Annotated in this window: 19 protein-coding genes; 9 read left to right on the top strand and 10 right to left on the bottom strand. The window is 68.3% G+C overall.

Annotated elements, in window-relative coordinates:
* Window positions 1-2: 2 nt before the first annotated feature.
* The 4 genes from HCT51_RS00380 to HCT51_RS00395 are packed head-to-tail and all read right to left on the bottom strand — an operon-like array spanning window position 3 to window position 4002.
* A complete protein-coding gene (locus HCT51_RS00380; RefSeq protein WP_166876544.1) occupies window positions 3-512 on the bottom strand; it encodes an SRPBCC domain-containing protein in 510 nt (169 codons plus the stop codon).
* The gene (locus tag HCT51_RS00385) at window positions 502-1851 is read right to left on the bottom strand and encodes an FAD-binding oxidoreductase (RefSeq protein ID WP_166876541.1); all 1350 of its coding nucleotides are present in this window, start codon (window positions 1849-1851) and stop codon (window positions 502-504) included. Before HCT51_RS00385 ends, HCT51_RS00380 begins: the two co-directional genes overlap by 11 nt.
* 52 nt (window positions 1852-1903) lie before the next feature.
* On the bottom strand, window positions 1904-3475 hold the full coding sequence (locus HCT51_RS00390) for a phytoene desaturase family protein (protein ID WP_166876538.1): 1572 nt from the start codon (window positions 3473-3475) through the stop codon (window positions 1904-1906).
* Window positions 3476-3501: 26 nt separating this feature from the next.
* Entirely contained in the window at window positions 3502-4002 is a 501-nt protein-coding gene (locus HCT51_RS00395) for a MarR family winged helix-turn-helix transcriptional regulator (RefSeq protein WP_166876536.1), read from the bottom strand.
* Window positions 4003-4109: 107 nt separating this feature from the next.
* Here HCT51_RS00395 and HCT51_RS00400 point away from each other — a divergent pair, with 107 nt between their 5' ends.
* Window positions 4110-4655 (top strand): NADPH-dependent FMN reductase, encoded by a 546-nt coding sequence (locus HCT51_RS00400; protein WP_166876532.1) that lies wholly within the window; start codon window positions 4110-4112, stop codon window positions 4653-4655.
* 105 nt (window positions 4656-4760) lie between these two features.
* Here HCT51_RS00400 and HCT51_RS00405 read toward each other — a convergent pair whose 3' ends face one another.
* Entirely contained in the window at window positions 4761-5651 is an 891-nt protein-coding gene (locus HCT51_RS00405) for a LysR substrate-binding domain-containing protein (RefSeq protein ID WP_166876529.1), read from the bottom strand.
* Between the two features lie 128 nt (window positions 5652-5779).
* Here HCT51_RS00405 and HCT51_RS00410 point away from each other — a divergent pair, with 128 nt between their 5' ends.
* Complete coding sequence (locus HCT51_RS00410) at window positions 5780-9253, top strand: bifunctional proline dehydrogenase/L-glutamate gamma-semialdehyde dehydrogenase (RefSeq protein WP_166876919.1); 3474 nt, start codon at window positions 5780-5782, stop codon at window positions 9251-9253.
* 141 nt (window positions 9254-9394) lie between these two features.
* On the opposite strand, the gene HCT51_RS00415 is transcribed toward HCT51_RS00410, so the two are convergent.
* Window positions 9395-9766, bottom strand: a complete 372-nt coding sequence (locus HCT51_RS00415) for a GntR family transcriptional regulator (RefSeq protein ID WP_166876526.1) — start codon at window positions 9764-9766, stop codon at window positions 9395-9397.
* Window positions 9767-9846: 80 nt separating this feature from the next.
* Between HCT51_RS00415 and HCT51_RS00420 the strand changes: the two genes are divergently transcribed.
* Complete coding sequence (locus HCT51_RS00420; RefSeq protein WP_166876523.1) at window positions 9847-10242, top strand: cupin domain-containing protein; 396 nt, start codon at window positions 9847-9849, stop codon at window positions 10240-10242.
* On the top strand, window positions 10229-10573 hold the full coding sequence (locus tag HCT51_RS00425) for a DUF1801 domain-containing protein (protein WP_166876521.1): 345 nt from the start codon (window positions 10229-10231) through the stop codon (window positions 10571-10573). The genes HCT51_RS00420 and HCT51_RS00425 overlap by 14 nt, the downstream gene beginning before the upstream one ends.
* 28 nt (window positions 10574-10601) lie before the next feature.
* Here the strand turns inward: HCT51_RS00425 and HCT51_RS00430 are convergent, their stop codons facing one another.
* Genes HCT51_RS00430 through HCT51_RS00440 form a run of 3 tightly spaced genes read right to left on the bottom strand, consistent with a single transcriptional unit; the run spans window position 10602 to window position 13220 of the window.
* Window positions 10602-10994 carry a toxin-antitoxin system YwqK family antitoxin gene (locus HCT51_RS00430; RefSeq protein ID WP_166876519.1) on the bottom strand — a complete coding sequence of 131 codons (393 nt, stop codon included), beginning with the start codon at window positions 10992-10994 and terminating at the stop codon, window positions 10602-10604.
* A gap of 17 nt (window positions 10995-11011) precedes the next feature.
* A complete protein-coding gene (locus HCT51_RS00435; RefSeq protein ID WP_370626880.1) occupies window positions 11012-11749 on the bottom strand; it encodes a GTP pyrophosphokinase in 738 nt (245 codons plus the stop codon).
* 4 nt (window positions 11750-11753) lie between these two features.
* Entirely contained in the window at window positions 11754-13220 is a 1467-nt protein-coding gene (locus tag HCT51_RS00440) for a helix-turn-helix domain-containing protein (RefSeq protein ID WP_166876517.1), read from the bottom strand.
* Window positions 13221-13532: 312 nt separating this feature from the next.
* On the opposite strand from HCT51_RS00440, the gene aceA reads away from it, so the two are divergent.
* Both aceA and aceB read left to right on the top strand, forming a co-directional pair.
* Entirely contained in the window at window positions 13533-14825 is a 1293-nt protein-coding gene (aceA, locus tag HCT51_RS00445) for an isocitrate lyase (protein WP_166876515.1), read from the top strand.
* A gap of 79 nt (window positions 14826-14904) precedes the next feature.
* A complete protein-coding gene (gene aceB, locus HCT51_RS00450; protein WP_166876513.1) occupies window positions 14905-16524 on the top strand; it encodes a malate synthase A in 1620 nt (539 codons plus the stop codon).
* Between the two features lie 34 nt (window positions 16525-16558).
* On the opposite strand, the gene HCT51_RS00455 is transcribed toward aceB, so the two are convergent.
* Window positions 16559-16996, bottom strand: coding sequence for an Lrp/AsnC family transcriptional regulator (locus HCT51_RS00455; protein ID WP_166876510.1), 438 nt, complete (start codon window positions 16994-16996; stop codon window positions 16559-16561).
* Between the two features lie 103 nt (window positions 16997-17099).
* Here HCT51_RS00455 and ddaH point away from each other — a divergent pair, with 103 nt between their 5' ends.
* From ddaH to HCT51_RS00470, 3 genes are all read left to right on the top strand, one after another.
* Complete coding sequence (gene ddaH, locus HCT51_RS00460) at window positions 17100-17954, top strand: dimethylargininase (protein WP_166876508.1); 855 nt, start codon at window positions 17100-17102, stop codon at window positions 17952-17954.
* Complete coding sequence (gene rocD / locus HCT51_RS00465) at window positions 17927-19231, top strand: ornithine--oxo-acid transaminase (protein ID WP_166876506.1); 1305 nt, start codon at window positions 17927-17929, stop codon at window positions 19229-19231. Before ddaH ends, rocD begins: the two co-directional genes overlap by 28 nt.
* A gap of 109 nt (window positions 19232-19340) precedes the next feature.
* Window positions 19341-20378 carry an iron ABC transporter substrate-binding protein gene (locus HCT51_RS00470; RefSeq protein WP_166876504.1) on the top strand — a complete coding sequence of 346 codons (1038 nt, stop codon included), beginning with the start codon at window positions 19341-19343 and terminating at the stop codon, window positions 20376-20378.
* The last annotated feature ends 6 nt before the right edge of the window (window positions 20379-20384 follow it).

The raw sequence follows: 20384 nt of genomic DNA on the forward strand, positions 1-20384 counted from the left end.
TGTCAAAGCCTCTCGTAGTACTCGCTCAGTGCTGGGTAATAGTCATCCCAGTCTGGCATCGGGCTGTTCTCGCGAGACGCGACCAGGCGGTCGAGGTACCACTCCCAGCCGGGGCCGATGTCGGCCAGGTCCTCCTTGCTGCGCAGGTAGTGCTTCAGGGTGAGCGTGGTGATGCCTTCGGCGTCGGTCAGGTCGAAGCCGACTCGCCAGGTGTCTCCCGACCGACCGAAGTCACCGCGGAAGTGCCGCGGCGGCTCGCAGCCCAGGATGGTCACGTGCTCGAGGGTGCCGTCCTCTTCGATCATCTCGAAGGCGATGGTCTTGCCGATGCCGGCGGTTCCCGACCAGCGGCCGATCCACTTCGCCAGCTCGTCTGGGCGGGTGAGGCTGCCCCACAGTTCGCGCGCGGGCGCGTAGAAGGTGCGGCTGATCATCAGCGCCATGCCTTGGCTGTCGCGTTCCAACCAGCCGGTGGCCTCGGGCGTTTCGGCAGCCAGGTTCTCAGTAGCCATAGGGAAAGACTCCTTCGGGGTCGTAACGATGACGGACTTCGGTGAGGCGGTTCAGGATGTCGGATGGCCAGGCCTTCGCGACGCGGTCGGGTGAGGTGGTGCGGCCGATGAAGTTGATGGTGAGCTCGGGGGAGACCCACGGCGCCACCGCAGCGCTCACCCGGTCGGCGAATGCCGGCAGCACCGTCTCGAACAGCTCCGGCTCCATTCCGATGAAGGCCAGCGAGTAGTCGGAGTTGCGGCCGCCGACCGCGGAGCCCTCGTCGACGTCGATTTTGGTTCCGGCGCCGATGTGCCGCACCTCGGTGATCACCACCGGAATCTCGGTGCCGGGGCCGACCTCGCCGAGCAGGGCGCTGGCGAAGTCCTGGTCGATGGGGGTCAGCAGCATCCCGTGATCCCAGACCGGCACCGGATCGGTGGGGTCGTTGTGCACCAGGCCGAGTCGGCTGGTCGGCAGCTCACCGAGCAGGTCGAGGTAGACCGGCGCGGCCTGGCGCAGCGGATCGGCCAGCTCCGGGCCCGCGTCCACCGGCCCGCTGGAGACCACCCGCACGCTCAGCACATGCCTGCCGCGCAGAGGCGGCGGTACCAGGTCGAGATCGGGCATCCGCATCAGCGCCACGCTCGACGTGACCTCGTCTGGGGCGCTGGCCGACCAGTCCACCCACGCCCGCAGCGCCTGCTCGATGTGCGGCTCGTCGAAGACCAGCGACCCCGCGTAGAGCGTGTCAGCCTCGATCAGCTCGATCGTGGCCTGGGTGACGATGCCGAGGCCGCCCTTGCCGCCGCGCAGCGCCCAGAACAGGTCGGGATGCTCGGTGTAGTTCGCCACCACGATCTCGCCGAGGCCGGTGACCAGCCGCAGTTCGCGCAGGTAGTCGGAGCCGAAGCCGTGACTGCGCGCCAGCGGGCCGAGGCCGCCGCCGAGCAGGAACCCGACGGCGCCGACCTGCGGCGACGACCCGGTGATCGGGGCGAGGTGGTGCTCGGCGGCCGCGGCCAGCACGGCGGCCCAGCGCACACCGGCGCCGAAGGTGGCGGTCCGCTCCTGGGCGTCGATCGACACCCGGTCAAGCTTCCTCGTGATCACCAGCACGCCGTCGGTATACGGCTCGGTCGCGCCGTGGCCGGTGGCCTGAACGCGCACCGGCATCCCGTTCTCCCGGGCGAACCGCACCGTCTGGGCGATGTCGGACTCGTTCTCGGCCACGACCACGGCATCCGGCTGATGGGTGACAGCGAGGTTGAAGCCGGTGGTCTCGTCGGGGAAACCGGGATCGGAGGGCGTGAATACGGGCGACGAGATGCGCGCACGCAACTCTGCGAATTCGGGCATGACGCCACCATAGACCGGGGGGTCTGCCGAGCAACAGGGCAGGGTCGTCCGGTTACAGCTCCTCGAGCACCGCCATCGCGGCGTTATGTCCGCCGATGCCGCTCACCGCGCCGCCGCGGTGGGCGCCCGCGCCGCAGAGCAGGATCGAGGGGTCGGTTGTCGCGACGCCCCAGCGTTCCGCTGCGGTGCCAAGCGAAGCATCGTCTTCGGCGAACGGCCAGGTCAGCGGGCCGTGAAAGATGTTGCCGCCGGGCAGTCCCAGGGCCGACTCGAGGTCGTGGGTGGTCTTCGTCTCGATGCATGGTGCGCCCGCGGCATCCGTCATCAGCAGCGGTTCGATCGGCTCGGCGAGCACCGAGTTGAGCGACGCCAGTGCTGCCGCCTGCAGCTGGTCGCGGTCGGCGGTGAGCCGGTCGGGTGCGTGCAGCCCGAACAGGGTGAGGGTGTGTGCTCCGCTGGCGCGCAGCTCGGGGGACAGGATGCTCGGGTCGGTGAGGGTGTGGCAGTAGATCTCGGCGGGCAGCGGGTCGGGGATCCGGCCGGCGGCGGCGCTGTCGTATGCGGCCTGCAGCTGCCGCCAGCCCTCGTTGATGTGGAAGGTGCCGCCGAACGCGGCCGCCGGGTCGACATCGCCGCGCAACCGGGGCAGACGGGAGAGCAGCAGGTTGACCTTGAGCTGGGCGCCTTCCGGTTTGGCGACCGTGGGGCCGGACCCGCCTGTCGCGGCGACGCGGTCGGTCCCGCCCCGGCCGAGCAGCCCGTCCAGCGTCCACGGCGACACGTTCGCCAGGATCCTCGTCGCGCCGAGCCGCCGTTGCTCACCGCCGACGGTGTAGGACACCTCGCCGTCGGGGGTGATCGCGGTCACCTCGGCGCCGGTGGCGAGGGTGGCCCCGGCAAGCCTGGCGGCGCGGGCCAGCTCGCCGCTGACCGCGCCCATGCCGCCGACCGGCACGTCCCAGTCGCCGGTGCCGCCGCCGATCACGTGGTACAGGAAGCAGCGGTTCGCCGCGAGGCTCTCGTCGAGATTCGGGGCGAAGGTGCCGATCAGGGCGTCGGTGAGCGCCACCCCGCGCACCACGTCGCTCGCGAAGGCGGACTCGATCGCCTCGCCCACCGGCCGCTCGATGAACGCCTGCCAGACGCGGTCGTCGCCCACCGCGGCGCGCGCCTCACGGCGGGTGAGCAGCGGGTCGCACACGGTGGGGAACAGGGTCGTGGCCAGGCGCCCGGTGCCGGAGTAGAAGTCGCGCCAGGCCGCGGCATCCTCGAACGCACCGATCGCCGCGAAGCTCGCGGTGGTGGCGGCGGGGTCGCCGTGGTCGATCAGCAGGCCGGTGTCCGAGCCGGGAACCGGCGTGTATGACGAATAGCGGCGGCGTTCCAGCCGGATTTCGAGGCCCAGGTCGTCGATGATCCGCTTCGGCAGCAGGCTGACCAGGTAGGAGTATCGCGACAGCTGCGCGTCGACGCCGTCGAAGGCCTGGGTGGACACGGCTGCCCCGCCGAGCACGTCGAGTTTCTCCAGCACGATCACGCGGAGACCGGCGTCCGCGAGGTACGCGGCAGCGGTGAGCCCGTTGTGGCCGCCCCCGATGATGGCGACGTCGTAGAGGTCAGACATGGGTCGAGCCTAGGGCGGTGGCGCGCCTAACCTGCGGCGGCGGGGCGGCCCGGTGCGACGTCGTCGCAGACCGGCGGGGCGATCGTGTCGAGCACGCGCACGGATGCCGCCAACAGCGCGGCCTTCTCGTCGTCGGTCAGCACGTCGAGGAACAGCTGACGGATCTTGCTGGCGTGCTCCCGCATCGCCCCGAGGATCGCCCGCCGCCCGTTGGCGGTGAGTCCGACCCAGGTGCCGCGCAGGTCGTCGGAGCATTCGCGACGTTCCACCAGGCCGCGGCTTTCCATGCGCGAAACCTGGTGCGAGATGCGGCTCTTCTCCCAGCCGATCAGTTCGCCGAGGTCGCGGCTGCGCAGCTGGTTGTCTCTCGACTCGAACAGCGCGAGCAGCACCTCATAGTCGGCGGCGGAGATTCCGGCATCCCGCTGCAGCTGGCCCTCCAGGGCGCGGTCAAGCTGTCGGCGCATCATATGGAAGGTGCGCCAGACGGTCCATTCCTGGGTACTGACTTCCGAAACTTCGGACATGCTGAATATTCTATCAAGTAGTTGACACATCATCTAGGGGCACATATCGTTGACGCGTCACCCAAATTCATAGGGTGGTACCTGAACTTTCAAGAAAGGGACATTCTTTGTCTAACCTCAACATCGGCATCATCGTTGGAAGCACCCGCGAAGGCCGCGTCGGCCGCATGGTTGGCGACTGGGTTCTCGCCAACGCCAAGGGTGAGGGCGCTTCGTTCGAGCTCGTCGACCTCGTCGACTACCCGAACCTGGGTGCCGAGTACCAGGCCAAGATCGACAGCTTCGACGGCTTCCTCTTCATCACCCCCGAGTACAACCACTCGCTGCCCGGTGGCCTGAAGAACTCGTTCGACTTCATCGCGCCCACCGCGTACAACAACAAGGCTGCCGGCGTCATCTCCTACGGCTCGATGGGTGGCGTTCGCGCCGCTGAGCACGTGCGTCAGATCCTCGGCGAGCTGCAGGTTGCCGACATCCGCACCGCAGTCATGTTCTCGCTGTTCACCGACTTCGAGGGCATGTTCACCGCCGACGTCAAGTTCACCCCCGCCGAGGTCAAGGCCGGCGAGCTGCAGGGCCAGATCGACCAGCTGCTCCCGTGGGCTGCCGCGCTGCAGACCGTTCGCGCCGACGCCGAGGCAATCGCCGCGTAGTTCGTCCCCCTGTATGCGGAGGACCCGAAACTCCACATCCGCTGCTGTGCCCCACGGTCTTCCGTGGGGCACAGTCCGTTAACGGGCGGTCAGGCGAGCGGTTCGTCAGGCGCCGAGCAACTGCACGGCCTCCAGCAGCACCGCCCGGCAGGCCTGGATCGTGGGCCTACTGGCGCTGGCCTCCCGCGCCGAGGTGAACACCGTGCGCGACGGCGACCCTGGCAGCTCGACCAGGTCGAGGGTCGGCGTCTGCTCGGCCCAGACCAGATCGGGCAGCAGCGCCACGGCGTTGCCCGACTCGATCAACCGGATGTGCGCCTGCAGGTCGGCCGTCTCGAAACGCACGTCGGGCTCGAACCCCGCCAACCGGCAGGTCTGCTCCGCCCAGTGCCGTGAGGCCGTGCCGCGCGGTTCCATCACCCAGGGCAGGGTGGCGGCATCCTGAATCGAACGGATGCCGCTGGCCTTAGTGGTACCGAGCCGCAGGCCGTCGTCGCAGAGCACCTCGCGGTCGAGTTCGGCCAGCCGCGGGGCGGAGTGCGCCGGGTACTGCTCCGCGATCACCAGGTCGAAATCGCGCGCCCAGACCGAGGCGAGCGCGCTCTCCGGCTCGCGCTGGGTGACCTCGACCCGCAGCTGCGGGTAGCGCTCGGCTAGCAGGGTGAGCGACTGCGGCACGATGCCGAGCGCTGCGGACTGGAACACCGCCAGCCGCACGGTGCCGGACACCTCGCTGAGCGACGCGTGCATCTCGGACTCCATCAGCTCGAGTCGCTCGAGCAGCTGGGTGGTGTGGGCGACCAGCACGTCGGCCTGCGGGGTCAGCTGCACCCGACGGCCGGACTTGCTGAGCAGCGGCACTCCCGCCTCCTGCTCGAGGATGGCGAGCTGCTGCGACACCGCGGACGGGCTGTACGCCAGGGCCTCGGCAACGGCGGCGAGGGTTCCTCTGATCTTCAGCTCACGAAGTAGGCGTAGTCTGCGAACGTCGAGCATGCGGCATCCATTCGTAAGTGATTGTGAATAATATCGTGCAGAACTAGGCGCTTTATCTAACGAGAGTTGTGCCGCACACTATACGCAGCACGCACCCTGACCCCGATTTGCGAGGCAGATTCTTGAGTATTTCGCCCACTTCCTCGACCGAGGAGTTCCACGCCGGCGAGCTGTCCGACGAGGTCATCGCGACCGTGCGCCGCTGGCTCAGTGAGAGCACGGATGTCGCCACCGATGCCAGCGCCGCGCGCCTGGCCGGCGTGCTGAAAGACCCCAAGGGACTCGACTTCACCCTCGGCTTCGTCGACCGCGTGGTGCGGCCGGAGAACCTGCATGTGGCCGGCAAGAACCTCGAGCGGGTGAGCCACCTGGTGCCGTCGTTCCTGCCCTGGTACCTGCGCGGCGCGGTGTCGCTGGGTGGGGCGTTCGCGCCGCTGCTGCCGTGGCCGATCATCCCCACCGCGCGCACCGTGCTGCGCTCGATGGTGAGCCACCTCGTGATCGATGCCACCCCCGACAAGCTCGACAAGACCCTGGCGACGCTGCGCCAGCAGGGGGTGCGGCTGAACCTCAACCTGCTCGGCGAGGCCGTACTCGGCGACGCCGAGGCCGACAGCCGGCTGGCCGGAACCCGGCAGCTGTTGCAGCGCGACGACGTCGACTACGTCTCGATCAAGGTGTCGTCGATCGTCAGCCAGCTGAACATGTGGGCGTTCGACGAGACGGTGGAGCGAGTCGTGGAGCGACTGACTCCGCTGTACCTGCTGGCCGCACGCGGCGGGCAGGGCAGCAAGTTCATCAACCTCGACATGGAGGAGTACCGCGACCTCGACCTGACGATCGCGGTGTTCATGCGGCTGCTCGATCAGCCGCAGCTGAAGAACCTCGAGGCCGGCATCGTGCTGCAGGCCTACCTGCCCGACTCGTTCGCGGCGATGCAGCGGCTGAACGCCTGGGCCACCGAGCGACGGCGGGCCGGCGGCGCCGGCATCAAGGTGCGCGTGGTGAAGGGCGCGAACCTCGCCATGGAGCAGGTCGACGCCACGATGCACGGCTGGCCGCTCGCCACCTGGGGCAGCAAGGTCGAGACCGACACCAACTACAAGCGAATCCTGGACTGGGCGCTCACCCCGAACCGCACCGACGCCGTGCGCATCGGCGTGGCCGGGCACAACCTGTTCGACCTGGCCTTCGCCTGGCTGCTGGCCAAGCGGCGGGGTGTGGAGGGCCGGATCGACGTCGAGATGCTGCTCGGCATGGCCACCAGCCAGGCCGATGCCGTACGCCGCGACGTCGGCGGGCTGCTGCTGTACACGCCCGTCGTGCACCCGAAGGAGTTCGACTCCGCGATCAGCTACCTGGTGCGCCGGCTCGAGGAGAACGCCAGCCCGGAGAACTTCATGAGCGGCCTGTTCGACCTGGCCGAGCACGAGCCCGTGTTCCGGCGTGAGGCCAACCGGTTCCGGGCGTCCCTCGCGGCGCTCACGCCCGAGGTGCCGGCGCCGAACCGCGCGCAGGACCGCGGCGCGGTGCCCGCCTCGCTCGCGCCGACCACGTTCGCGAACACCCCGGACACCGACCCCGCGCTCGCCGCCAACCGCGCCTGGGGTCGGGCCATCCTCGAACGCAGCGCGTCGAGCACCCTCGGCATCGCCACGCTCGAGGCGGCGCGCATCCCGGACGAGACCAGGCTCGCCGACGCCATCGCCGCCGCCGTGCGCGCCGGCACCACCTGGGGTGCCACCCCGGCCGCCGACCGCGCCGCCCTGATCGACCGCGCCGGAGCGGAGCTCGAGGCCTCCCGCGCGAAGCTGATCGAGGTGGCCGCCGCCGAGACCGGCAAGACCATCGCCGAGGGCGACGTCGAGGTGAGCGAGGCGGTCGACTTCGCGCACTACTACGCCGCCCAGGCGCGCCTGCTCGACACGGTAACCGGCGCCCGCTTCGTGCCCTCCACACTCACCGTGGTAACCCCGCCGTGGAACTTCCCGATCGCCATTCCCACCGGTTCGGTGCTGGCGGCGCTCGCCTCGGGCAGCGCGGTGATCATCAAGCCCGCTCGCACCGCCCGGCGTACCGCAGCCGTGATGGTCGAGGCGCTCTGGGCGGCCGGCATCCCGCGCGACCTGCTGGTGCTCGCCAACCTCGACTCCGGCACGCTCGGCAAGCAACTGGTGGCGCACCCCGCGGTCGAGCGGGTGATCCTCACTGGCGGATACGAGACCGCCCAGATGTTCCGCTCCTGGCGGGCCGACCTGCCGCTGCTCGCCGAGACCAGCGGCAAGAACGCCATCATCGTCACCCCGCACGCCGACCTTGACCTCGCCGCGAACGACGTGGTGAAGAGCGCGTTTGGGCACGCGGGGCAGAAGTGCTCGGCGGCATCCTTTGTCATCCTGGTCGGCTCGGTCGCCACCTCCGACCGCTTCCGCCGGCAGCTGATCGACGCGGTTAAGACGCTGCGGGTCGGGATGCCGGATGACCCGACGACGATCATGGGGCCGGTGATCGAGAAGCCGACCGGCAAGCTGCTCGCCGGGCTCACCCAGCTCGGCGCCGGGGAGACCTGGCTGGTGGAGCCGCGACAGCTCGACGACAGCGGCCGGCTCTGGTCGCCGGGGGTGCGGGACGGCGTGGCGCCCGGCTCGGAATACCACCGCACCGAGTACTTCGGCCCGATCCTCGGCATCATGACCGCGCGCACCCTTGAGGACGCGATCGAGCTGCAGAATGCCCCCGCGTACGGGCTAACCGCGGGCATCCACTCACTCGACGCCGACGAGGTCGCCCTCTGGGCCGAGCGGGTGCAGGCCGGCAACCTCTACGTCAACCGTGGTATCACCGGCGCGATCGTGCAGCGGCAACCGTTCGGCGGCTGGAAGCGCTCCTCGGTGGGGGCCGGCGCGAAGGCCGGCGGCCCGAACTACCTGCTCACGCTGGGCTCGTGGGAGCCGGTGGATGCGCCACCCAAGTCGAACCTGCGGCTGACCGGGCTGGCCCGTTCCGTGACCTCGGTGATCACCGCCGCGCAGCCCGGCATGGACTACCTCGAGTTCGACCGGGTGCGGCAGGCTGCCGAGGACGACAGCCGGGTGTGGGCCGAGGAGTTCGGCATCTCGAAGGATGTCTCGCAGCTGGGCGTGGAGCGCAACGTGTTCCGGTACCGGCCGGTTCCGGTCACCCTGCGGCTCGCCGAGGGCGCCTCGATCGGCGACCTGGTGCGGCTGATCGCCGGGGCCACCCTTGCCGGCGCCAGCATCGACATCAGCTCGGCTGTGGTGCTGCCGGCGGAGCTGGCCACCCTGATCGCCGGTCCGGAGTCGCCGGTCACGGTCGGCTCGCTGATCGTGGAATCCGACGCGCGCTGGCACGTGCGGGTGGCATCCGGAGCGCTCACCACGCATCGGGTGCGGCTGATCGGCGGATCGGCAGCCGATCTGGCCACCGCCTTGGGCGGGTCACCGGATGTCGCGATCTACGCAGGCCCGGTCACCACGGCCGGCCGGGTGGAGTTGCTCGCCTTCCTGCACGAGCAGGCGGTGTCGGTGACCGCGCACCGCTTTGGCAACCCCGACCGGATGATGCAGGAGCTGCCGCTGTAGCGGAGCCGGTGACGCCGCGGGTTGCCCCGCCGCGGGTGCCCTTCCGCACCGCGCGGGGTTTCTCCCACCATGCGGACCTACATAGCGCCGCATTGAGTGAGAAACCCCGCGCGGTTTACCGGTGCGGGTGCCGGGGCTGCCTCAGTCGCGCAGCGCCGCCGCGACGAGCGCCAGCGCGGCATCCGTCGACAGCCCGAGGTGCCGGATGCGCGCCGCATAGTCACGCGCCGCGAGCTGCGCGGCGCGCTCCGTCTCGTCGCCGTGCGCCGAGATGAACGAGCCGTTGCGGCCGCGGGTCTCGATCACCCCGTCGGCCTCCAGCTCGCGGTACGCCCGGGCAACGGTGTTAGCGGCGAGGCCAAGGTCTTCGGCCAGCCGGCGCACCGGCGGCAGCCGGGTTCCGGCAGCGAGCGTCCCGGCTCGCACCTGCTCGATCACCTGCAGCCGCAGCTGCTCGAACGGGGGAGTCTTGCCTGAGGCGTCGATCGAAACAGGGAAGGGCGCGGCATCCATGCTCCGCAATGTAGCACTACAAAGCCATTGACGGATGCCGTGGACCGGTCGACCATAGCGGTGAGGGAACGGAGCGCCAGATGAACATGGAGCGCCAGATGAACACCGTCGAGATCGCACAGCTCATCGCCCAGTCCGGTGGCGCCGGGAGGTTCGAGGGAGAGGACCACGGGTCACCGGTGTCGTTCTTCTTCGTGACGAGCCCGCCCGGCAAGGGCGCGAGCAAGCACCGGCATCCGTACATCGAGACCTTCGTGGTCATCGAAGGCGAGATCGAAGCCATCGTCGGTGGGGAAATGCACATGCTGCATGGCGGCACCATCGCGATGATCCCCGCGAACACCTGGCACGAGTTCAAGAACCGCTCCACCCGCAACGCGCTGATGGTGAACATCCACCCGGTGCCGCGGATGGTGCAGGAGGACTGGACACCGGAACTTGACGCAAGCGAGGTGAGACTCCATGCAAACCGTTGAGGAGTACATCAGCCACCTCGCGGTGCCGCAGCGCGTGGTCGCCCTGCGCCTGCAGGAACTCATCGACGAGGCGCTTCCCGAGGCTGCCGTGCGCATCTGGCACGGCCACCCGGTGTGGATGGCCGTGGACGTGCCGGTGGCGGGCTTCAAGGCGTATCCGCGCTACGTGAGCCTGCTGCTCTGGGGTGGGAAGCGGGTGTCGGACCCCTCCGGCAGGCTCGAGGCATCCGTCGGTTCCACCGACCTTGCCTCGGTGAAGGTCGCTAGCGTCGAGGAGATCGACGACGACCTGTTCCGCGACTGGTTGGTGCAGACCGCCGCGCTCACGTGAGAGCGGATGTCGCCGAGAGCGGCCGCCCCTAGCGGTGGGACGTCGGCTTCTTGAGGGTGCCGTCCTCGTTGTAGTACTTCCACTCGCCGCGCTTCTTGCCGCGCGCGTACTCGCCCTCGTCGAGGAGCTTGCCGTTCGCGAACCAGCGCTTCCACAGGCCGTCCTGCTCGCCGTCGAGGAAACGCCCCTCCTGCAGCTTGCCGCCGCCGTCGCGGTACCAGACCCAGAATCCGGTGAGCTGGCCGGCGGACAGGTTGCCGACGGCGCGCAGCTCTCCGGTGCGGAAGTAGTACTTCCACTCGCCGGACTTCTCGCCGTCGACGTAGCTGCCCCGGCCGGCGAGGGTGCCGTCCTTGAAGCGTTCCTCCCAGATGCCCCTCTTGCGGCCCTGGTCGTCGGTCTGGTTGATCGGCTCGGCCATCCCTCTACTCTCGCAGCTCAGGCGCTGGGCGGGATATCCGGCCCGAGGGTCACCCGCAGGTTCTCGGGCAGGCGCAGCGACTCTGCGGGCATCCGGCCAGCGTCTGGCTCCTCGGGGAGGGCGCGCACCTCGTCGTGCAGGTGTTCCATGCTGCGATCGAGCGTGCTCGCGACATCCGCGGCCAGCTTCAGCTCGGTGAGCAGGTCGATGGGCACAGCGCGGTTGTACTTGTAATAGATTTTGTGCTCGAGGCTGGCCCAGAAGTCCATCGCGATCGTGCGGATCTGCACCTCGACTTTCACCTGCTCCACCCGGTCGGAGAGGAACACCGGAATCTCCACGATCATGTGCAGGCTCTTGTAGCCATTCGGCTTGGGCTTCGCGATGTAGTCCTTCACCTCCAGCACGGTGATATCCCGTTGCCCGGCCAGCAGTTCGCAGACGCGGTAGGTGTCGGTGATGAAGCTGCAGGTGACCCGCACGCCGGCAATGTCGGAGATCTCGCGCCGGATGGCGTCGAACGAGATGTCAATGCCCTTGCGCGCCGCCTTCTCGAGGATGCTCTCCGGTGTCTTCAGCCGGGAGCTGACCTGCTCGATCGGGCTGTACTCGTGGGTGTGGCTGAACTCTTCCTTGAGGATGTTGATCTTGGTCATGAGCTCATCGACGCCGAACTTGTAGCTGAGCATGAACCGAGTGAACTCACCCCTCAGGTCATGGAGTCGCTGAAGTTCGTCGGGGCTGTCGATCTGCACCGCGTCAGTCTGTCAAAGCCAGCTTAGTTTTTGCCCGGGGAGCGTGCTGCTCGAGGAAGGTGTACACCTCGGTGCTGTCGACGCCGGTGAAGGTGCCGGCGGGCATCGCGGCCAGCAGAGAGGACTGCATGCGCGCGTTCGGCAGCGCGTTGCCGGCCCAGGCCGAGGCGAGGCCCTCCGGCGCGCGGCGGCAGCACGCGTCATCCGGACAGGTCGACACCTGCCGGTTGGTGGTATCACGCCCGCGGAACCACTTGGCGTGCGCGAACGGGGTGCCGACGCTCACCGAGAACGCACCCTGCGCGGTTGTCTGGATACTGGAAGTGCACCAGTACGTGCCACCCGGCTTGTCGGTGTACTGGTGATACGGGCTGAACCGGTCTTCCACCGCGAACACCTGGCGGGCACTCCAGTAGCGGCAGACCAGCTGCCCCTCGACGGCGCCGAGCGCGTCGGTCGGGAACTGCGCCTTGTCATTCTCGTATGCCTTGGAGATGGCCCCGGATTCGTGCACCTTCAGGAAGTGCACCGGAATGTCGAAGTGCTCGGTCGACAGGTTGGTGAACCGGTGCGCGGCCGTCTCATACGGCACGGCGAAGGCGTCGCGCAGGTCTTCGACCGAGAGCTGCTTCTGCGCTTTCGCGGTGGTCAGAAACGCGACGGCGTCGTCTTCCGGCACCAGCAGCGCCGCCGACAGGTAGTTCGTCTCCACCCGTTGGCGAAGGAACTCAGCGTAGTCGCGCGGCTCGGCGAGCCCCAGCACGTGACTGGCCAGCGCCTGCAGCAGCGTGCTGCGCGGGTCGCCGTCGGCCTTCACCGGCAGGTAGACGCGGCCGTTGCGCAGATCGGTGACCGACCGGGTGGATGCGGGCAGGTCGGCGACATAGTGCAGTGAAAAACCGAGGTGCGCTGCCAGTTCGGCGGTCAGCCGCTGCGACAGCGGGCCGCCGGTGTGCCCGACGGCGGCGAGCAGGCGTTTCGCCTCGGTCTCCAGTTCGGCGAAGTAGTTGTTCTGCCTGCGCATCTGCTGGCGGAGTTCGGTGTTCGCGCGGCGGGCCTCCTCGGGCGTCGCGGCGCGCTCGCGGTGCAGCCGGTCCAGCTCGGTGTGCAGCCCCAGGATCGTTTCGATCGCCTCGTCGCTGAGACTGCGGCGCACCGGCAGCGTCGGCAGGCCGAGCGAGGAGAACAGCGGCCCGCGCATGGCACGTTCCAGGGCGATCTCCAGCGCCGCTCGCTTGGACGGGGCTTCGGCGGTGAGCAGCGCGTCGAGCGGCACGCCGAGTGCCTTGGCGACGGTCTTCAGGTCGCTTAGCTTGGGCTCGCGCTTGCCGTTCTCGAGCACGCTGACCTGCGAGGCGGCACGGCCAATGGCCGACCCGAGGGCGTCGAGCGTCATGCCGCGCTGCGTGCGCAGCTGCCGGATCCGCTTGCCGATCGTCAGGGCGTCGGGCACCTCGTCGTAGCTCGTCATCCCATAACCATGTCAGGAGTCGAAGCCCAAACCCACCGCGTCCAGCGTTTTCAGGATCAGGTTGCGGCGGCCGCCGTGTCACAACGATTGGACTGGGTGCCTGTAGCTAATCGGCCGCGAGCTGCCAAATCCGTAGAAATGGGCGGGTTAGCGCCCCTAAATCGTCCGTCGGTGCCAGACGGGCTAAATTTCTGACGCGTGGAAGAATTGCCAAATTTCTGCTGCACGATCCCCGCAGAATGGCTTGTTTTGCCTCGAGAGTTGATGCCACGGCCCGACAGGCGGGCCACCAAGCATGTACCGGAGGCACCGATGAGCACCACTCGCCCAGGCGACCAGACCCAGACCGCGGCCGAGCTGGAGACCCAGTGGAAGACCGACGCCCGCTGGAGCGGTATCACCCGCAACTACTCGGCCGAAGATGTCATCGCCCTCCGTGGATCGGTTCGCGAAGACCGCACGCTGGCCCGCCGCGGCGCCGAGAACCTGTGGAAGTACATCCAGGAGGAGCCGTTCGTGAACGCGCTCGGCGCCCTCACCGGCAACCAGGCGGTTCAGCAGGTGCGCGCCGGCCTGAAGGCGATCTACCTCTCCGGCTGGCAGGTTGCCGCCGACGCGAACCTGTCTGGCCAGACCTACCCGGATCAGAGCCTGTACCCGGCCAACTCGGTTCCCGCGGTGGTGCGTCGCATCAATAACGCGCTGCTGCGCGCCGACCAGATCGAGGTCGCCGAGGGCGGCGAGGTGCGTGACTGGCTGCAGCCGATCGTCGCCGACGCCGAGGCGGGCTTCGGCGGACCGCTGAACGCCTACGAGCTGATGAGCTCGATGATCGAGGCCGGCGCCGCGGGCGTGCACTGGGAAGACCAGCTGGCCAGCGAGAAGAAGTGCGGCCACATGGGCGGCAAGGTGCTCATTCCCACCAGCCAGCACATCCGCACCCTGAACGCGGCCCGTCTGGCAGCGGATGTCGCGGGCGTGCCCTCGATCATCATCGCCCGCACCGACTCGCTCGCCGCGAACCTGATCACGAGCGACGTCGACGACCGCGACAAGCCGTTCCTCACCGGTGACCGCACCGCCGAGGGCTTCTACAAGACCAACCCCGGCATCGACACCGTGATCAGCCGCGGACTCGCCTACGCGCCGTACGCCGACCTGATCTGGGTGGAGAGCGCCGAGCCCGACATCGAGCTCGCCCGCACCTTCGCCGAGGCGATCCACAAGGAGTTCCCCGGCAAGAAGCTCGCGTACAACTGCTCGCCGTCGTTCAACTGGAAGCGTCACCTCGACGACGACCAGATCGCCCGCTTCCAGAAGGAGCTCGCGGCGATGGGCTACGCCTTCCAGTTCATCACCCTGGCCGGCTTCCACGCCCTGAACCACTCGATGTACACGCTGGCGCGCGACTACAAGGAGCGTCAGATGAGTGCATACGTCGAGCTGCAGGAGGCCGAGTTCGCCTCCGAGGCAGACGGCTACACCGCCACCAAGCACCAGCGAGAGGTGGGCACCGGGTACTTCGACCGGATCGCCACGGCGCTCAACCCTGACAGCGCAACCCTCGCCCTCGTTGGCTCCACCGAGTCCGAACAATTCCACTGATTTCACACCTCGCCGGTTGAGGAGCGCGCGACCGGGTCGCCCGCTCCTCAACCAGCCGCACTTCTGAAAGGCCACGACCATGTCCATCACCATCACCGGCCCCACCCGCGACCGCTACGACGAGATCCTCACCCCTGACGCGCTGCAGTTCATCGCCGAACTGCACCACCGCTTCGCCGGCCCCCGGCACGAACGCCTCGCCGACCGGATGCAGCTGCGCTACGACCTCGGCAACGGACGCAACCTGCGCTTCCTGCCCGAGACCGAGCACATCCGCACCGACAGCACCTGGCAGGTCGCCGGCGCCGGACCCGGCCTGCAGAACCGCCGGGTCGAGATCACCGGACCCACCGACCGCAAGATGGCGATCAACGCCCTGAACAGCGGAGCGAACGTCTGGCTCGCCGACCAGGAGGATGCCACCAGCCCCACCTGGCAGAACGTGGTCGAGGGTCAGCTGTCGCTGTTTGACGCGATCCGCGGTCAGCTCGAGTACGTCAACGAGGCGGGCAAGCAGTACACGGTGGGGGACTCCACTCCGACGATCGTGATGCGGCCCCGCGGCTGGCACCTGGTCGAGAAGCACGTCAGCTACACCGACCGCACCGGTGCCCGGATGGCGGCGAGCGGCAGCCTGGTCGACTTCGGCCTGTACTTCTTCCACAACGCCAAGCGACTGATCGAGACCGGCAGCGGACCGTACTTCTACCTGCCGAAGCTCGAGAACCACCTCGAGGCCCGGCTCTGGAACGACGTGTTCAGCTTCGCCGAGGCGTACGTCGGCATCCCGCACGGCACCATCCGCGCCACGGTGCTGATCGAGACCATCTCGGCAGCGTTCGAGATGGACGAGATCCTCTACGAACTGCGCGAGCACTGCGCGGGGCTGAACGCCGGCCGCTGGGACTACGTCTTCTCGATCATCAAGAACTTCCGCGGCCGCGGCCAGTGGTTCGTGCTGCCCGACCGCGACCAGATCCTGATGACCCTGCCGTTCATGCGGGCATACACCGAACTGCTCGTGCAGACCTGCCACAAGCGGGGCGCACACGCGATCGGCGGCATGAGCGCGTTCATCCCGAACCGACGCGACCCCGAGGTCACCGAGCGCGCGCTGCAGAAGGTGACGGCCGACAAGCAGCGTGAGGCCACCGACGGCTTCGATGGCACCTGGGTGGCGCACCCCGACCTGATCGACACCGCCCGCGCCGAGTTCGACGCGGTGCTCGGCGACCGGCCGAACCAGATCGACCGCAAGCGCGACGACGTGCACGTCACGGGCGACCAGCTGCTCGACATCCGTTCGGCCGGCGGTCAGGTGTCCGAGGCCGGCGTGCGCGGCAACATCGCCATCACGGTGAAGTACGTCGACTCCTGGCTGCGCGGCATCGGCGCCGCCGCGATCGACAACCTGATGGAGGACGCCGCCACGGCCGAGATCAGCCGATCGCAGATCTGGCAGTGGATCCACCAGGACACCGAGACGACGGATGGCGCGGTGATCAGCCGCTCCTACGTCGAGGGTCTGCTGGCCGAGGTGGTCGCGGGGCTGCCGCGCACCGACGGCGACCGCATCGACGACGCGGTCGAGGTGTTCCGCGAGGTGGCGCTGCGCGAGGAGTTCCCGACCTTCCTCACCCTGTGCGCCTACAGCCGCTACCTGGTTGAGCAGCCGGAGCAGGCGGCCGCCGCAGCGTAGCCCGTTGGCTGACTCCCCACCCAGCGGTGGGGAGTCAGCTGCGGTCGCGCTGCACCAGGCTCGACAGCACGATCGCGCTGCGGGTGTGGTCGACGTTGGGGGCGATGCGCACCCGCTCCAGAGCGTCTTCCAGGCTCGGGATGTCGCGGCTCCTCAGGTGCACGATGGCATCGGCGGACCCGGTCACGGTGCCCGCGTCGACGATCTCCGGCACCCCGTTCAGGATGCGCCGCAGCTCGTCGGGGGCCACGGTGCCGCGGCAGAACAGCTCCACGTATGCCTCGACGGCGAGCCCCTCCACGGCCGGATCCACCTGCACAGTGAAGCCGCGGATGACGCCATCGGCCACCAGTCGGTCCACCCGGCGCTTCACCGCCGACGCTGACAACCCGACGACCTCACCGATATCCCCATAGCCCGCCCGCGCATTTTGCCGCAGCAGGGAGATGATGCCGTGATCGAGGTTGTCCATGCCAGCAACAATAGAAGATTTGTTGCGATCGCCGGGGTTGACGCGATCATATAGTGCGTGGAGTTCCCGAAAACTTGCGAGACGAGCGTGTGAGTATGGAGGCATGACCTTGACTGACACCGAATCCGCTGCCGTCGACCAGGTGCCGACGAAGCCGAGCGTGCTCATGTGCCGGCCCACGTACTTCACCGTGAGCTACCGGATCAACCCGTGGATGTTCCCGGAGCTCCCGACCGACACCGACCTGGCGCTCAGCCAGTGGCAGTCCCTCCACGACACCTACGTCGGTCTCGGCTACGACGTGAACCTGATCGAGCCCGTCGAGGGGCTGCCCGACATGGTCTATGCCGCGAACGGCGGGTTCGTGATCGACAACATCGCGTACGGCGCCAAGTTCACCCACGTGGAACGGCAACCCGAGGGTCCGGCGTACATGGACTGGTTCCGCGCGAACGGGTTCGACGTGCGCGTGCCGGACGACATCAACGAGGGCGAGGGCGACTTCCTGCTGGTGGGCGATGTCATACTCGCCGGCACCGGCTTCCGCAGCGCCTCGAGCAGTCACAAGAAACTGGCGAGAATCTACGGCCGTGAGGTCGTCACGCTGAACCTGGTGAACCCCAACTTCTATCACCTCGACACCGCCGTCGCCGTGCTGAACCAGTCGTCGGAGGGCCGCCCGGCCAACATCGCCTACCTGCCGAGCGCGTTCGACCGACCCTCGCTCGACATCCTGCGCACGCGGTATCCGGATGCAGTCATCGTCACCGAGGAAGACGCCGCCGTCCTCGGCTTGAACAGCTTCAGCGACGGCCAGAACATTGTCATCGCGTCCCGAGCCCTCGACTTTGAGCGGCAGCTGCGCGAACGCGGCTACAACCCGATCGGCGTCGACCTGTCGGAGCTGCTGCGCGGAGGAGGAGGAGTGAAATGCTGCACCCTGGAACTTCGTCGGTGACCGCCGGCGACCTGACGCCGGCAACCGCCGCCGCGATCGAACTCGAGGAATCGCACGCCGCGCACAACTACCACCCGCTGCCGGTCGTGATCAGTCACGGCGAAGGCGCGTGGGTGACGGATGTCGACGGCAAGCGCTACCTGGACTGCCTCGCCGCGTACTCGGCCGTGAACTTCGGCCACAGCAACCCGGTGCTGGTGGATGCCGCCAGAGCGCAGCTTGGGAAGATCACCCTGACCAGCCGCGCGTTCCACAACGACCAGCTCGGTCCGTTCGTGACGGCGCTCGCCGGGCTCGCCGGAAAAGACATGGTGCTGCCGATGAACACCGGCGCCGAAGCGGTGGAGTCGGCGATCAAGATCGCCCGTGCCTGGGGATACCGGGTGAAGGGTGTCGAGCCGGACAAGGCCACCATCATCGTGGCGGACGGCAACTTCCACGGCCGCACCATCAGCATCATCAGCTTCTCCAACGACCCCGACGCCCGCAACGACTTCGGGCCGTACACGCCGGGGTTCATCAGCGTGCCCTACGGCGACGCGCACGCGCTCGAGGAGGCGATCGACGAGAACACCGTCGCCGTGCTGATCGAGCCCATCCAGGGTGAAGCGGGCATCGTGATCCCGCCGGCCGACTACCTGCCGAGGCTGCGCGAGATCACCAAGCGCCGCAACGTGCTGCTGATCGCCGACGAGATCCAGTCCGGCCTCGGCCGCACCGGCGCCACCTTCCAGTGCGACAACGTGGGCGTCGTGCCCGACCTCTACCTGCTCGGCAAGGCGCTCGGCGGCGGCATCGTGCCGATCAGCGCCGTCGTCGGCGACGCCGACATCCTAGGCGTGCTGAAACCCGGCGAGCACGGCTCCACCTTCGGCGGCAACCCGCTGGCCACCGCGGTCGGCCACGCTGTGGTGCGGATGCTCGGCAGCGGCGAATACCAGGAGCGGGCCAGACGGCTCGGCCGCGTCCTCGAGGACGGCGTGCGGCAGATGCTCGGTCGCGGCGTCGTCGATGTGCGCGCCGCCGGACTGTGGGTCGGCATCGACATTGATCCGCAGCTCGCCAGCGGTCGCCGCGTCTGTGAATTGCTGATGGAGCGCGGGGTGCTCGCGAAGGACACCCACGGGTCGACCATCCGCCTGGCGCCGCCGCTCGTGGTCACCGCCGAAGACCTCGAGTTCGCCGTGGAACAGCTCGGAGCCGTGCTGGATGAGCTGGCTGCCGGCCGGGTGTCCCCGGTGTCGGAGGAGGAGGACACCGCGGCCGACCTGCCGTAGCCGGGGCTGCGGCCCGCGGTTTGCTCACCGTTGGGTAACACGACTGGCGATCAGGGGAAAGTTAGCCTAACCTAACTCCGGCCTTACTTTTCTCTCCCTTGGAGTCGCCTTGCGCCCTGTTACACGCCTTGCCGTCATCGCCGTCGGCGCGCTCGTTCTGGCCGGATGCGCCAGCCCCGCACCAGACACCGAATCGGATGCCGCGCCGCAAAGCGACGGCGCGTTCACCCTCTACTCCGGTCGTGAGGAGGAGCTGGTGCAGCCGCTGATCGACATGTTCGAAGAAGAGAGCGGCGTCGACGTCGAGGTGCGGTACGGCAACACCGCCGAACTCGGGGCGCTGCTGCTGGAGGAGGGCGACCGCACTCCGGCGCAGGTCTTCCTGTCTCAGGATGCCGGCGCGCTCGGCGCGCTCAGTGCCGCCGACCTGTTCAGCACCCTTCCCGAAAACGTCACCGACGCCGTCCCCGCCGGCTTCACCTCCACCGACGGAACCTGGGTCGGCGTCACCGGGCGTGCCCGCGTCATCGTCTACGACGGTCAGGAGTTCACCCCGGAGCAGGTGCCGGCCAGCGTCGATGCCTTCACCGACCCCGAGTGGTCGGGCCGGCTCGGCATCGCCCCCACCAATGCCAGCTTCCAGGCCTTCGTCACCGCATACCGGGTGTTGAACGGCGAGGAGGCGGCCGACGCCTGGGTTGAGGCGATCGCCGCGAACAACCCGCAGATCTTCGAGAACAACCGGGCCGTGCTCGCTGCCGTCAACGATGGCGTCATCGACATGGGGCTGATCAACCACTACTACTGGTTCGCCCAGGCCGCCGAGGCCGGCGCCGAGAACATGCGCGCCCAGCTGTCCTACCCCGAGGCGGGGGACGCCGGCTCCATCGTGAACGTCTCCGGCGCCGGCATCCTGAAGACCGCGGCGAACGATGCCGACGCGCTCGAGTTCGTCGAGTTCCTGGTCTCGAAGAAGGCCCAGCAGTACTTCGTCGAGGGCACGTTCGAGTACCCGCTAGTCGAGGGTGTGGACGCGCCGGAAGGTCTGCCAGAGCTCGAGTCGCTGGTGAACCCCAAGCTCGACCTGTCCGACCTTGAGTCGCTGTCCGTCACGCAGGAACTGCTGGCGAAGCACGGCCTGATCTGACCGGCG

Origin of the sequence: Salinibacterium sp. ZJ450, from assembly GCF_011751885.2 — a bacterium.
Taxonomy (GTDB): Bacteria; Actinomycetota; Actinomycetes; order Actinomycetales; family Microbacteriaceae; genus Ruicaihuangia.

Bases quoted from the DNA above. Each gene is read 5' to 3' on its own strand.
- HCT51_RS00380 (WP_166876544.1), bottom strand. From the start codon at position 512: ATGGCTACTGAGAACCTGGCTGCCGAAACGCCCGAGGCCACCGGCTGG.
- HCT51_RS00385 (WP_166876541.1), bottom strand. From the start codon at position 1,851: ATGCCCGAATTCGCAGAGTTGCGTGCGCGCATCTCGTCGCCCGTATTC.
- HCT51_RS00390 (WP_166876538.1), bottom strand. From the start codon at position 3,475: ATGTCTGACCTCTACGACGTCGCCATCATCGGGGGCGGCCACAACGGG.
- HCT51_RS00395 (WP_166876536.1), bottom strand. From the start codon at position 4,002: ATGTCCGAAGTTTCGGAAGTCAGTACCCAGGAATGGACCGTCTGGCGC.
- HCT51_RS00405 (WP_166876529.1), bottom strand. From the start codon at position 5,651: ATGCTCGACGTTCGCAGACTACGCCTACTTCGTGAGCTGAAGATCAGA.
- HCT51_RS00415 (WP_166876526.1), bottom strand. From the start codon at position 9,766: ATGGATGCCGCGCCCTTCCCTGTTTCGATCGACGCCTCAGGCAAGACT.
- HCT51_RS00420 (WP_166876523.1), top strand. From the start codon at position 9,847: ATGAACATGGAGCGCCAGATGAACACCGTCGAGATCGCACAGCTCATC.
- HCT51_RS00425 (WP_166876521.1), top strand. From the start codon at position 10,229: ATGCAAACCGTTGAGGAGTACATCAGCCACCTCGCGGTGCCGCAGCGC.
- HCT51_RS00430 (WP_166876519.1), bottom strand. From the start codon at position 10,994: ATGGCCGAGCCGATCAACCAGACCGACGACCAGGGCCGCAAGAGGGGC.
- HCT51_RS00440 (WP_166876517.1), bottom strand. From the start codon at position 13,220: ATGACGAGCTACGACGAGGTGCCCGACGCCCTGACGATCGGCAAGCGG.
- aceA (WP_166876515.1), top strand. From the start codon at position 13,533: ATGAGCACCACTCGCCCAGGCGACCAGACCCAGACCGCGGCCGAGCTG.
- aceB (WP_166876513.1), top strand. From the start codon at position 14,905: ATGTCCATCACCATCACCGGCCCCACCCGCGACCGCTACGACGAGATC.
- HCT51_RS00455 (WP_166876510.1), bottom strand. From the start codon at position 16,996: ATGGACAACCTCGATCACGGCATCATCTCCCTGCTGCGGCAAAATGCG.
- ddaH (WP_166876508.1), top strand. From the start codon at position 17,100: ATGACCTTGACTGACACCGAATCCGCTGCCGTCGACCAGGTGCCGACG.
- rocD (WP_166876506.1), top strand. From the start codon at position 17,927: ATGCTGCACCCTGGAACTTCGTCGGTGACCGCCGGCGACCTGACGCCG.